This window comes from Vibrio sp. 1S139, assembly GCF_041439475.1.
GTDB classification, from domain to species: Bacteria; Pseudomonadota; Gammaproteobacteria; order Enterobacterales; family Vibrionaceae; genus Vibrio; species Vibrio crassostreae_C.
Genome location: NZ_JBGOOD010000020.1, coordinates 35,763 through 48,128, shown reverse-complemented (window position 1 = coordinate 48,128; position 12,366 = coordinate 35,763). Strand labels below are relative to the sequence as shown.

Annotated in this window: 10 protein-coding genes; 6 read left to right on the top strand and 4 right to left on the bottom strand. The window is 47.3% G+C overall.

Annotated elements, in window-relative coordinates; all coding sequences use genetic code 11:
* The first annotated feature begins 16 nt into the window (after positions 1-16).
* The 5 genes from hyi to ACED46_RS09140 all read left to right on the top strand — a co-directional run bounded on the left by hyi (position 17) and on the right by ACED46_RS09140 (position 5,728).
* A complete protein-coding gene (gene hyi / locus ACED46_RS09160) occupies positions 17-793 on the top strand; it encodes a hydroxypyruvate isomerase (RefSeq protein WP_371721306.1) in 777 nt (258 codons plus the stop codon).
* Between the two features lie 37 nt (positions 794-830).
* A complete protein-coding gene (locus ACED46_RS09155; RefSeq protein WP_017111423.1) occupies positions 831-1,727 on the top strand; it encodes a 2-hydroxy-3-oxopropionate reductase in 897 nt (298 codons plus the stop codon).
* 242 nt (positions 1,728-1,969) lie between these two features.
* On the top strand, positions 1,970-3,280 hold the full coding sequence (locus ACED46_RS09150) for a glycerate kinase (protein WP_371721305.1): 1,311 nt from the start codon (positions 1,970-1,972) through the stop codon (positions 3,278-3,280).
* A gap of 163 nt (positions 3,281-3,443) precedes the next feature.
* Positions 3,444-4,052 (top strand): TetR/AcrR family transcriptional regulator, encoded by a 609-nt coding sequence (locus tag ACED46_RS09145; protein ID WP_102332259.1) that lies wholly within the window; start codon positions 3,444-3,446, stop codon positions 4,050-4,052.
* Between the two features lie 239 nt (positions 4,053-4,291).
* Entirely contained in the window at positions 4,292-5,728 is a 1,437-nt protein-coding gene (locus ACED46_RS09140) for an amidohydrolase (protein WP_371721304.1), read from the top strand.
* Positions 5,729-5,814: 86 nt separating this feature from the next.
* Here the strand turns inward: ACED46_RS09140 and ACED46_RS09135 are convergent, their stop codons facing one another.
* The 4 genes from ACED46_RS09135 to uraH all read right to left on the bottom strand — a co-directional run bounded on the left by ACED46_RS09135 (position 5,815) and on the right by uraH (position 11,016).
* Positions 5,815-7,176, bottom strand: a complete 1,362-nt coding sequence (locus ACED46_RS09135; RefSeq protein ID WP_371721303.1) for an 8-oxoguanine deaminase — start codon at positions 7,174-7,176, stop codon at positions 5,815-5,817.
* Positions 7,177-7,403: 227 nt separating this feature from the next.
* The gene (locus ACED46_RS09130; RefSeq protein WP_371721302.1) at positions 7,404-8,855 is read right to left on the bottom strand and encodes a nucleobase:cation symporter-2 family protein; all 1,452 of its coding nucleotides are present in this window, start codon (positions 8,853-8,855) and stop codon (positions 7,404-7,406) included.
* A gap of 217 nt (positions 8,856-9,072) precedes the next feature.
* Positions 9,073-10,416, bottom strand: a complete 1,344-nt coding sequence (locus ACED46_RS09125; protein ID WP_371721301.1) for an NCS2 family permease — start codon at positions 10,414-10,416, stop codon at positions 9,073-9,075.
* Positions 10,417-10,662: 246 nt separating this feature from the next.
* Positions 10,663-11,016: a hydroxyisourate hydrolase gene (gene uraH / locus ACED46_RS09120; protein WP_017083063.1), complete on the bottom strand. Its 354-nt coding sequence runs from the start codon at positions 11,014-11,016 to the stop codon at positions 10,663-10,665.
* Positions 11,017-11,427: 411 nt separating this feature from the next.
* On the opposite strand from uraH, the gene puuE reads away from it, so the two are divergent.
* A complete protein-coding gene (puuE, locus tag ACED46_RS09115; RefSeq protein WP_108150150.1) occupies positions 11,428-12,366 on the top strand; it encodes an allantoinase PuuE in 939 nt (312 codons plus the stop codon).

Here is a 12,366-nt window from a genome sequence, read left to right as displayed (position 1 = left end):
GAATAAGGACAGAGTCATGGCAAAATTTGCAGCAAACTTGTCAATGTTATTCACGGAAGTTGATTTTATGGACCGCTTTGAAGCTGCCGCAGAAGCGGGCTTTCAAGGTGTCGAATATCTTTTCCCTTACGCCTTTGATGCTCAGGCAATCAAAGAAAAACTCGACGCTAATAACCTAGAGCAAGTGCTATTCAACCTGCCCGCGGGTGATTGGGACGCTGGCGACCGTGGTATCGCGGTCGACCCTGCACGAGTTGAAGAGTTTCAAGCGGGCGTACCTAAAGCCATCGCTTACGCAAAAGCACTGGGTTGTACTCAAGTGAATTGCTTGGCCGGGATTGTTCCGCAAGGTGTCACTCAACAAGACGCGCAATCGGCGTTTGTGATTAACCTGCATTATGCGGCGAACGCGCTAGCAGCAGAGGGCATCAGCTTAGTGATAGAAGCGATCAATACCCGCGATATTCCGGGCTTCTTCTTAAACACCACTGAGCAAGCCAAAGCGATCATCAAAGAGGTAGGGAGCGATAACCTTTCTATCCAATACGATATTTATCACATGCAGATTATGGAAGGTGATCTTACGCCGACCATGCAGCAGAACATTGGTCAAATTGCACACGTGCAACTGGCGGATAACCCAGGCCGACACGAACCGGGTACTGGCGAAATCAACTACCCATTCGTGCTCAACTATCTTGATGAGCTTGGTTATCAAGGCTGGGTGGGCTGCGAATATAAACCTAAAACGACAACGACAGAAAGCCTTGGTTGGCTGCACCAGTACCGTTAATTGCGTCTGGTAACCCTCAAACGTTAAGGAGAACAACATGTCTAAAATTGCATTTATCGGAACTGGCATCATGGGTAAACCTATGGCGAGTAACCTTCAAAAAGCAGGTCACGATTTGATTCTGTCTGATCACTTTAATGCAGCACCTGCTGATCTTGTGGCAGCGGGCGCAACGGTCTGCCACTCACCAGCAGAAGCGGCTGAAGCAGCGGATATCATTATCCTAATGGTGCCGAATACCCCTCAAGTTGAAGATGTCCTGTTTGGTGACAACGGCGTCGAGAAAGGCCTCACGGCGGGCGGAGCAACTGGGAAACTGGTTATCGACATGAGTTCAATCTCGCCAATCGCAACCAAAGCCATTGCCGCTCGAATCAACGAAGGTGGTGCTTCATACCTTGATGCTCCGGTTTCAGGTGGTGAAGTTGGCGCGATAAACGCGGCTCTGACTATCATGGTGGGCGGTGAGCAAGACGCCTTTGATAAAGCACGACCTCTTTTCGAAATCATGGGTAAGAACATCACGCTGGTGGGTGATAACGGTGCAGGTCAAACCTGTAAGGTCGCAAACCAAATCATTGTGGCGTTGAATATCGAAGCCGTGTCTGAGGCACTGGTGTTTGCATCAAAAGCAGGCGCTGATCCAGCGCGAGTACGTCAGGCTTTATTAGGTGGCTTTGCTAACTCTAAGATATTGGAAGTGCACGGTGAGCGTATGGTTGAAGGCACATTCGACCCGGGCTTTAGAATCTCACTTCACCAAAAAGACCTCAACTTAGCGCTAACGGGCGCACAAGAGCTAGGGGTTGCACTACCTAATACGGCTAACGCTCAAGAGTTGTTTGGCGAGTGTGCCGAAATGGGTGGCGAAGGTTGGGACCACTCTGCGCTTATCCAAGCGATTGAGAAACGTTCTGACCACTCGATTCGTTAATCTAGTTAACGGTTTGTCCGTTTAGTGGTTAGTCAATCAACCGATTATCCGTTAATTAATTAGGGCTGCTATCGATTCGTAGCCCAACAGTTTGTTTATAAATCGCGTAGTTTCGTCTCCTTTTATACGCGTTCCTGATACGAGGCAGAGGTTGAAGTTGTTCCTTTCCAACTTGATCTTAGCAGGCACCCTTTGGCCTTGTATCGGGGTTCTTTTTTTCTCCGTCAACTAAGGAGTGGCTGATGGACATTGATGCTAAGCAGTTTCTGCAAACCCTTTTCTCAAGTGCTGTTAATCAGGCGCTACCTAAAAATCACATCGAACCTTTTCTTCCTCAAGACATTTTTTATCGCTCTGCTAACCAAGCTGGGCGAACTGTCGTTATAGGAGCAGGTAAAGCAGCCGCGTCGATGGCAGCAGAACTTGAAGCGGTTTGGCAGGCAAAGAAACAACAAGACCTTGCACTGCGTGACCTTGAAGGCTTGGTGGTGACTCGTTATGAGCACACCGCCCCTTGCGAACACATTGAGGTGATTGAAGCAGCGCACCCAGTCCCAGATGCGATGGGCTTAGAAGTGAGCCAACGTATGCTGCAATTGGTGAGTAGCTTGAGCGCAGATGACACGGTTATTTGCCTACTGTCGGGTGGCGGTTCCGCTTTGCTAAGTCTGCCCGGTGGCGACATCAGCTTGGCGGAGAAGCAACAAATCAATAAGGCGTTGCTTAAATCAGGCGCCGCCATTGATGAGATGAATTGTGTTCGCAAACATCTATCTTCGATAAAAGGCGGTCGACTCGCCAAAGCGGCGTATCCTGCAAGGGTAGTGTCACTGGCGATTTCTGATGTGCCGGGTGATGACATTAGTGTGATTGCATCGGGCCCGACCGTACCCGACACCACCACGCGTTTTGATGCGATGGCCATTTTAGAACGTTATCAAATAGAAACACCACGCTCGGCATTTGAATGGCTAAATAATCCAGAGTCAGAGACCATTAAGCCAGATGATGCCTGTTGGAAGAACGCGGAGCACCATATTATCGCCACACCAATGTCGGCATTGGAATCCGCTGCTGCAGAAGCTGAAGGTTTGGGCATTCCTGCTTATGTGTTGAGTGATTGTATAGAGGGAGAAGCGCGAGATGTTGCGAAGGTGCACGCTGCGTTGGCTAAGCAAGTGGCCAATCACAAGCACCCATTTGAGGCGCCTTGCGTGATACTTTCCGGTGGCGAAACCACAGTAACCGTTAAAGGCAATGGTCGCGGTGGGCGTAACTGTGAGTTCTTGTTGAGCCTATATAACGAGCTTAAAGGCCAAGACAACATATTTGCATTGGCTGCTGATACCGACGGGATTGATGGCGTGGAAGACAATGCGGGCGCATGGATCACGCCTCAAACATGGCAACAAGGTTCGAGCCTGTCGCTTAAAGCGCAAGACTACCTCGATGCCAACAACAGCTACGATTTCTTCAAGCAAGTCGATGTGCTTCTTACCACGGGGCCGACGCTGACAAATGTGAATGACTTCCGCGCAATATTGATTCTTTAACTTGAACAGTTCAAAAACACGGTATGGAATGGTCGCTTCTTAACAAATAGAGCGGCCATTTTATTGTTATCAATGCGGTGACCTTGAGTTCTGAGATTATCTTCTGGACTAATGAAGCACGTTGATTACTATGATTTTAGTAACGAGCTGTAAAGGATGCAATATGTCTAGGATCAGACAAAAGAATCAAGATTTAATCATCGAAGTCGCGTGTGAACAATTCGCCACTCATGGTTATGCTGCAACAAAAATGGCCGACATCGCGAAAGCGGCCGACATTCCCAAGCCTAACGTATTCTATTATTTCAGCTCAAAAGATAAGCTCTACAACGCTGTGCTTGAAACCGTCACTCAGCCTTTACTAGAAGCGTCTCGTCCGATTGAAGAGCTCAGCGATCCTGTTGAAGCCTTGTCTCAATATATTCAAACCAAGCTGATCATTTCTCGCGATCATCCACATGCCTCTAAGGTATTTGCCAATGAAGTGATGTCTGGCGCTAAAGTATTGCCGAAAGAGATTGGTGACGAGCTGTATAAGCAATCCCAGATGATCCTCGATAAGTTCTCGACATGGTCGGCGCAAGGCTTAATGGACGATGTACCAGCGCACCACCTCATGTTCACCATTTGGGCGGCCACCCAAACCTATGCCGATTTTGGCTGGCAGATTTGCAGCGTAATGCAGAAAGACCAACTCGATGATAAAGACTATGCCGATGCCGCTCAGTTCATCACACAGTTAGTGATTAAAGGCTGTGGTGTGAAAAGCTAATGTTGTTTGAACGTTTATCTAGGTGTGTGAGTGACTATAAGCGCAGAACCTCTTTTGTGACCTGTTGTGCAATAACTCATTTATCTTGAATTCGGTTCGATTAGGTATGCCATTTTATTTAAATGACAGGTTATAGTATCGCGAAAATTGGCGGCACTTACTCTTCTGAAAAGCGAAAAGCTGGAAACTTATAGATGAAGCCGCTAACAATATTACACGCACAACATTAAGGTTTAGCAATGACGCTTAAAAGCTTGGCATGCACCATCAGCGCAGTTCTGCTTGCAGGTTGCGGTTCAACGGTCGCGACGCAAACATACAACGCTGATCTGATCATCACCAACGGACAGGTTCTCACCATCAATTCAGAAATGGATGTGATTGAAGATGGTGTTGTTGTAGTGAAAAACGACCAGATCATCGCAGTCGGTACCGAGGATTTGATCACTCAATATCGCGCTGAAAAGGTGATTGACGCCCAAGACGGGATTGTTATGCCGGGTATGGTGAATGCACACAACCATTTACCGATGATCGCGTTTCGTGGCTTAGGGGAAGAGGGCATCTCGAACCGCTTGTTCGCTTACTTCTTCCCTCTAGAAGCCGAAAAGCTAAGCCGTGAACTGATTTACAACGCAACCAAGCTTGGTTCTATCGAATTGGCACAGAGCGGTGTAACCACTTATGCCGATATGTATTACCACATGGATGAAATGGCAAAAGCGACCAAAGAAGTTGGATTACGCGCCGTGCTCGGCGAAACCGTGATTAAGTTCCCGGTGGTCGATGCTAAAGAACCTTACGGTGGGATTGAGTATGCCAAAGGCTTTATTGAGCAATACAAAAGCGACGAGTTAATCACACCTGCTTATGCACCACACGCGGTGTACACCGTGAGTAAAGATAAGCTGCAAGAAATTAATAAACTGTCGGCTCAATACGATGTACCCGTGTTGATTCACGTTGCTGAATTCCCGAATGAAGAAAAGCGCATCAAAGACGAAACCAAAGCGACATCGCCAGTTGAATACATGGATGAAATCGGTGTGCTTGATGAGCGTGTAGTGATTGCTCACGGCATCCACCTTTCAGAAAATGACCAAAAGCTATTGAAACAAGCAGATGCAGGTATCTCATACAACCCAATGGCGAACGCCAAAGGGGCGACAGGCATTGCGCCTGCTTGGGAGATGTATCGTGCCGACATGCGCATTGGCTTAGGAACCGACGGCCCAATGAGCTCAAACCAAGTCGATATCATGCGCACATTAAGTTACGCAGCTAACATGCAGCGCTTAAAGCATTCTGACCGCACTATTATGATTCCTGAACAAGTGATTGAGATGGCGACATTAGGTGGCGCAAAAGCCCTACACATGGAAGACCAAATCGGTTCTCTTGAAGCCGGTAAAAAAGCGGATATCGTGATTGTCGAGACACAATCGGCGAACATGATGCCAAGTTACGACCCATACGCGACTTTGGTTTATCAAGCGAACCCAAGCAACATCGACACCACGATTGTTAACGGCCAAATCGTAATGGAAAACCGCGTGATGCAGACGGTTCAACTGGATGACATCCGCCAAAGCGTCGATGAGTTTGAAACAGATATCAAAGCCTTTGCCAAAGAGCTTTCTAAGAAGGCGATTAAGTCGAAGAGCTTGATGGATTAAGATGTAAATCGGTTTCTAAAAATCGAACTGAATGAACAAGGCCGACATCACGTCGGCCTTTTTTCGCTTTTCTAGTTAGAGAGTATTTAATTATTCATCGCCAGTTTACCTAGCTTCATTGCAGCTGCATGGTGGCGGTGCATTAGTTGTTCCATGTCTACGCCAATCACAGCGCCATCGTTCACTCGCCACTTACCTGCAACCATCACTTTATCCGCTTGTTGAGCACCACAAAGTAGTAATGCGGCCAGTGGGTCGTGGCTGCCAGAAAAACGAATATCATCGAGCTTGAACATCGCGATATCGGCTTGTTTGCCAACCTCTAGTGTACCAATGTCGGTTCTGCCCATTGCCGCGGCAGAACCGGATGTCGCCCAGCGCAATGCATCAAAGTGTGAAACGTTGGCGGAACCATATTGCAGGCGTTGTAGATACATCGCCATGCGCACTTCGGCAATCATATTAGAGCCGTCGTTTGAGGCCGAACCATCCACACCTAGCCCGACTTTTACGCCTGCTGCTTCTAGATCGTTGTTTTTACAAATACCGGAAGCCAACATCATATTGGAAGTTGGGCAGTGACTGATACCAATGCCTGCTTTACCCAAACGTTTGATCTCTTCTGGATTGAAGTGAATACCATGAGCGAGCCAAGTGCGCTCGTTCAGCCAACCCACATCTTCTAGGTAATCAACTGGGCGCAAGCCAAACTTCTCTATACAGAAGTCTTCTTCATCGAGCGTTTCGCATAGGTGCGTGTGCATCATGACGTTTTCACGCTCACTGATCTTGGCGGTCTCTTTCATCAGGTCGGTAGTGACTGAGAACGGCGAACAAGGCGCGAGCGCGATTTGAATCATCGCCCCTTCATCACGCTGGTGGTAATCACGAATCAAGCGCTGGCTGTCATCAATGATGGTTTGTTCGGTTTGAATGGTGTGTCTTGGTGGCAATCCACCCTCATCTTCCCCTAGGCTCATGGAACCTCGGGTAAATATCGCTCTAACGCCCAGTTTCTCTGCGGCCTCGACTTGCAAATCAATAGCGTGCTCAAGCCCGTCTGGTAGCAAGTAATGGTGATCGGAAGCAGTGGTACAGCCCGACATCATCAGCTCAACCAGAGCAAGCTCTGTTGCGAGGCTCATCATCTCCGAATCGAGGTTGGCCCAAACTGGGTAGAGGCTTTGTAGCCAATGGAAGAGTTCTTTATTGAGTGCGCTGGGGTAGGCTCGCGTTAGGGTTTGATAGAAGTGGTGGTGCGCATTGATAAGCCCAGGAGTCACAACATGACGAGAGGCGTCGACGCTGTGATCTACGGGTAAGGTCGGTTCTTTGTGTTTGCCAACCAGCTCAATGATTGTATTACCTTTAATGACAATACCGCCTTCTGCATCAGCCAGTGAGCCAGTGTAGATTGCGAGAGGATTCTTAATCCAGATGGTTTCCATTCATAGTAGTCCTTAGCCATCTCAGCCTTTTCAGGGAAGAGGGTCTTTATTGGTATTTGCTGTTGAAAGATAAATTCGAATCAGGGGCGTTAAAACGTTCAATGCTCTAATCATTCCCTGATTCTGTGAAAATCGGTTTTACGTTAGTCAGTGAACCAGTTAGTTCTAGACTCAGTTAATTTGAGACTTAGTTAGTTCCAGACTTAATTAGTTCGAGAGTTAGCTAGTTAGTTCGCTTTGGGCTCAGGATTTTCTGATGCCGCTTGAACATCTGTTTCTGTACTTGCTTGTCGAATCTCTAATTGCTCGTCTGAGTGTCGTTCTTCTTCAGCTTGCTCTTTCATTTCTAGCTCAACTTGCGCTTGGCTTTCGGCCAGTGCTTCTTGCTCTTCTGCTCGTGAAGACTTTGGTAAAACAAGGTTCAATAGCACCGTCATGATAGTACCGGTAGTGATGCCTGAGTGAAGAAAGTTCGCAAGGTCATGCGGCAAGTGTTGCAGCAATCTTGGTTCGAAAGTGACGGCTAAGCCAGACGCTAAACCAACACAGATTACCAAGGCATTTCGCTTGGTGTCTGCGGCCTTGATCAACATGCGGATACCCGCGTAGGCAATCATACCGAACATCACAAAACCCACACCACCTAGAACAGGTTTCGGAATCGTGACGGCAATAGCGGCTAATTTCGGGAATAAACCGCCTAAAATTAGCAAACCACCGGTTGCAGCCACTACATAACGACTTGCTACACCTGTGATACCCACAATACCGACGTTTTGACTGAACGATGCCAGTGGCATTGCCGTTAAAATCGAAGATAAGGTACTGCCAAGGCCATCGCCCAATAGACCACGTTTTAAGTCTTTACCGGATACTTGGGTTTGGCAGTTGTTACCGAGAGCCATGAAATCGCCCGTTGCTTCAGCGATAACCACGATGTACACCAAGCTCATGCTGATGATGGCACTCGCAGAAAAGGTGAAGCCATATTTGAAGGGTTCAGGGCCGCCAACCCAAGCGGCAGAACTGATTTGCTCGAGGTCGACCATGCCAAGCGATAGCGCCACAATGTAACCGCCCGCTAAACCAATCACGATAGCTGAAGCAGCAACCGCGCCTTTACAGTAAACCGATACTCCGACCACAATCCCTAAAGATACAAGGGCTAGAAACAGCTTTGGTAAGGTCGCGAATTGTTCTGTGTTGGCAGGAGCGTCTCCGACCCAATTCATGGCAACCGGTAAAATGGTTAAACCGATTAAGGTAACCACCACACCACTTACCACGGTTGGGAACAGTTTCCGAACCTTGTCCATGTAGAAGCTGGCACCAATTACCACGAATGAACCGATAAGCGCCGAGCCCATGATCGCGGCGACACCACCTTCGTTACCGATGGAAATAGCCACACCTAAAAAGGCAAAGCTTGAGCCCATTACAACAGGCAGTCGAATACCAACAGGGCCAAAACCGAGACATTGCGCGACAGTCACAATACCAGAAGCCAATAGCGCCGCGTTGATCAGCGAGACGATCTCTGTGTTAGGTAGGCCGATAGAAGCACCGACAATAAGCGGGACAGCGACGATGCCACCAATCGAGGCGAGCATGTGTTGTAAAGCAAGTAGAAGGGTTAGCCCATGAGGCGGTCTTTCATTTAGGGTGTACAGAAGTTTCATTTGATATTCCTCTGCCTGCGTTTCCGTTTACAGGCGATTGGCGGTCAAATAATGACTTCTACAAACTGCGTAGTGTCATAAAAAAGGTGCACTAACCGAGCGGATGTTTGTGCGTTCCGCTGATTAGCACAATTAGCTTTTTCTTAAAAATGGTGTTGTAACCTGTTTCTTGATAGCTCAGCCTGCGAACAGGCCAAGCGATAGTTACGTTGGGTGATTAGCCGATGAACACGAGCTTGGCGATGAAGATAGCCGCTAAGAAGTACATCGAAATTGATACGTCTTTTGTTTTACCTGTCGCCAGCTTAAGTACTGTGTAGGTAATGAAGCCCAGTGCGATACCATTCGCGATAGAGAACGTCAGTGGCATCATCAAAGCGGTAATCGCTGCGGGTGCACCGTTGGTGAAATCTTTCCAATCAACGTGCTGCATGCTGCTCATCATCACAAACGCTACGTAAATCAACGCGCCAGAGGTGGCGTAAGCCGGGATCATACCTGCAAGAGGAGATAGGAAAATCGCCGCTAAGAACAACACACCAACCACAATTGCCGATAGGCCAGTTCGTGCGCCTGCTGCAACGCCCGCTGCACTTTCTACGTAACTGGTTACTGGCGGACAACCTACACACGCACCTGCCACACTTGAGATACTGTCGGCTTTCAGCGCTTTGCTTAGGCCTTCGATCTTGCCTGTTTCAGGATTAGTTAGGTTTGCACGCTCAGCCACGCCCATCAAAGTACCCGCGGTATCGAACATGTTTACAAAAAGGAAAGCCAAGATAACGCTGATCATTGAAACATCGAGAGCGCCCATAATGTCCATTTTTAGGAACGTAGGCGCTAAGCTTGGTGGCGCCGCGAAGAAGCCGTTGTAATGCACTAAGCCAAGCATCATGCCGACGAGCGTTCCACTCAAAATACCGATTAACACCGCACCAAATACTTTACGCTCACTAAGAACAGCGATGATAAGGAAAGCGATAGCGGCCAGTAGCGCTTCAGGTTTAGTGAAGTCACCTAGTGATACCAGTGTTGCTGGGTTTTCGACGACGATACCTGCTGTTTTAAGACCAATTAGACCTAAGAACAAACCAACGCCCGCAGTCATGGAGTAACGTAAACTCACAGGGATACTTTCAATGATCCATTGGCGGACTTTGTAGAAACTCATCCCGACGAACAAGATACCTGAGATAAACACCGCACCCAGTGCCACTTCCCAGCTGTAGCCCATTTCGCTTACTACCGTGAACGAGAAGAAGGCATTCAAGCCCATGCCCGGCGCAAGTCCGACAGGCCAGTTCGCAAATAACCCCATTAACAAACAACCGATAGCTGCACCAATACAGGTTGCGACGAATACCGCTCCTGCATCCATACCCGATGCGGCCATGATTTGTGGGTTAACGAAGATGATGTAAGCCATGGTTGCGAAGGTGGTGACACCGCCGACCAACTCATTTTTCACACTGCTTCCGTGTGCCTTAATTTTAAAGAGTTTCTCTAAAATTCCGTTATTCGCATCTTGGTTGAGTATTTCTGTTTTACTCTCACTCATGTCAGCAAGTCCTTTTATGTTGTGATCCATTTATTGAATACAGCGAGATTTCAATATTAAGTTTTAAGGTTTTTTCCTAGCCGCTATTTCTTTAGCTATCAGTTGATTAGTCATCAACTTCTAACTAATAACGTTGTTAGTATTTTTATATGAACGTGTTTAGTGAGTGCACACCTTTTGGGATGTACACGTGAATTTGTTTAATATTTGGTGATTGAGCCTAGTTAGAAGTTCTAGGTCACGAGACTAACTGCCCCGATAGGTTGAGAAACTGTAAGGCGAGACGAGAAGAGGAACGTGATAATGCGCTTCTGGATCATCTAAGCCGAAACGAATAACAACATCGTCTAGGAAAGGCACGCCATCCAATTCCACGCCTTTACTTCTGTAGTAATCGGCTACGTAAAACACTAATTGATATTTCCCCGGTCGGAAATCATTCCCTGCCAGAATCGGCGCATCGGTTCGGCCATCGGAGTTAGTGATTACCGTCGCCAGCTTTTCTGTTGAGTCTTCATTGACCTTATAAAGCTCTACCTTGATCTCTGCACCCGGTAAGCCGTGAGTTGTGTCTAATACGTGTGTTGTTAATCTTCCCATAGTCCTTTAATAGCGCTTTTGGCGCTCCTCTGTTCCGTGGTTTATCTGTCTGTTTCGACCTTGCAAAGAATGCAACTGGTCACTTTGTTATCACTAACTATGTACGAACTGTACACAATTAGTAAAGGAAATTGTTGGAAAAATGTTAACTATTGTGTCGTTTTTTCTGACTTTATAGATCTTGATTATCGTTTTTTGGTGAGCTTTGACTTTATTAAGTTGTTGTTTTTAAATGGCAATAGTGCGTAAATTTAACTTGAATAACAAAATCTTTACATTGAGATAAATAATTGTATACAATAAATGTACAGGGGTAAGGTTGCTCTGTTTATCGAGAATCCATTTGGTTGAATCATTTGGCGACTCACTTAAAGAGCGGCTAAGCCAACCACTTATGTTAGGAGTACTTGGATGAATAAGGATTATTCAAGAAATTTGATCGGTTACGGAGCTAACCCTCCAAACCCTCAATGGCCAGGTAATGCGCGCGTCGCGGTTTCTTTTGTATTGAACTATGAAGAGGGCGGTGAGCGTTGTTTGTTACATGGAGATGACGAGTCTGAAGCCTTTCTTTCAGAGATCCCGTCAGCACAGCCGATCAAAGGCGAACGTCACATGAGCATGGAATCCATCTATGAATATGGTAGCCGTGCGGGTGTATGGCGTGTTCTTCGCTTGTTCGATGAATATGAAATTCCACTGACTGTTTTTGCGGTCGCTATGGCAATTGAGCGTCACCCAGACGTAGCTAAAGCCATGGTAGAAGCAGGTCACGAAATCTGTAGTCACGGTTATCGCTGGATAGACTATCAATATATTGATGAGTCTGAAGAGCGCGACCATATGACCAAAGCGATTGAGGTTATCCAACAAGTGACGGGTCAGCGCCCACAAGGTTGGTACACAGGTCGAACAGGTCCAAATACGCGTCGCTTAGTCGCAGAAGAAGGCGGCTTTCTTTACGACTCAGATGCCTATGATGATGACCTGCCTTATTGGCACACCGAGACTGGTCATCCGCAATTGGTGATCCCTTACACACTTGATGTGAACGACATGCGTTTTTCAACGGCGCAAGGCTTTAACTCTGGTGAGCAGTTCTTCCAATACCTAAAAGACACGTTTGATACCCTTTATATGGAAGGCGAAACCGCACCGAAAATGATGTCGGTTGGGTTGCATTGTCGTCTGATTGGTCGCCCCGGTCGTATTGCTGCATTAAGACGTTTCTTAGATTACGTAAAACAGCACGACAGCGTGTGGTTATGTCGTCGAATCGATATCGCCAACCACTGGCACCAACATCATCCATATCAACCAAATAACGCTAATCATCAACAGCAAAAGTAG

Bases quoted from the DNA above. Each gene is read 5' to 3' on its own strand.
- hyi (WP_371721306.1), top strand. From the start codon at position 17: ATGGCAAAATTTGCAGCAAACTTGTCAATGTTATTCACGGAAGTTGAT.
- ACED46_RS09155 (WP_017111423.1), top strand. From the start codon at position 831: ATGTCTAAAATTGCATTTATCGGAACTGGCATCATGGGTAAACCTATG.
- ACED46_RS09150 (WP_371721305.1), top strand. From the start codon at position 1,970: ATGGACATTGATGCTAAGCAGTTTCTGCAAACCCTTTTCTCAAGTGCT.
- ACED46_RS09145 (WP_102332259.1), top strand. From the start codon at position 3,444: ATGTCTAGGATCAGACAAAAGAATCAAGATTTAATCATCGAAGTCGCG.
- ACED46_RS09140 (WP_371721304.1), top strand. From the start codon at position 4,292: ATGACGCTTAAAAGCTTGGCATGCACCATCAGCGCAGTTCTGCTTGCA.
- ACED46_RS09135 (WP_371721303.1), bottom strand. From the start codon at position 7,176: ATGGAAACCATCTGGATTAAGAATCCTCTCGCAATCTACACTGGCTCA.
- ACED46_RS09130 (WP_371721302.1), bottom strand. From the start codon at position 8,855: ATGAAACTTCTGTACACCCTAAATGAAAGACCGCCTCATGGGCTAACC.
- ACED46_RS09125 (WP_371721301.1), bottom strand. From the start codon at position 10,416: ATGAGTGAGAGTAAAACAGAAATACTCAACCAAGATGCGAATAACGGA.
- uraH (WP_017083063.1), bottom strand. From the start codon at position 11,016: ATGGGAAGATTAACAACACACGTATTAGACACAACTCACGGCTTACCG.
- puuE (WP_108150150.1), top strand. From the start codon at position 11,428: ATGAATAAGGATTATTCAAGAAATTTGATCGGTTACGGAGCTAACCCT.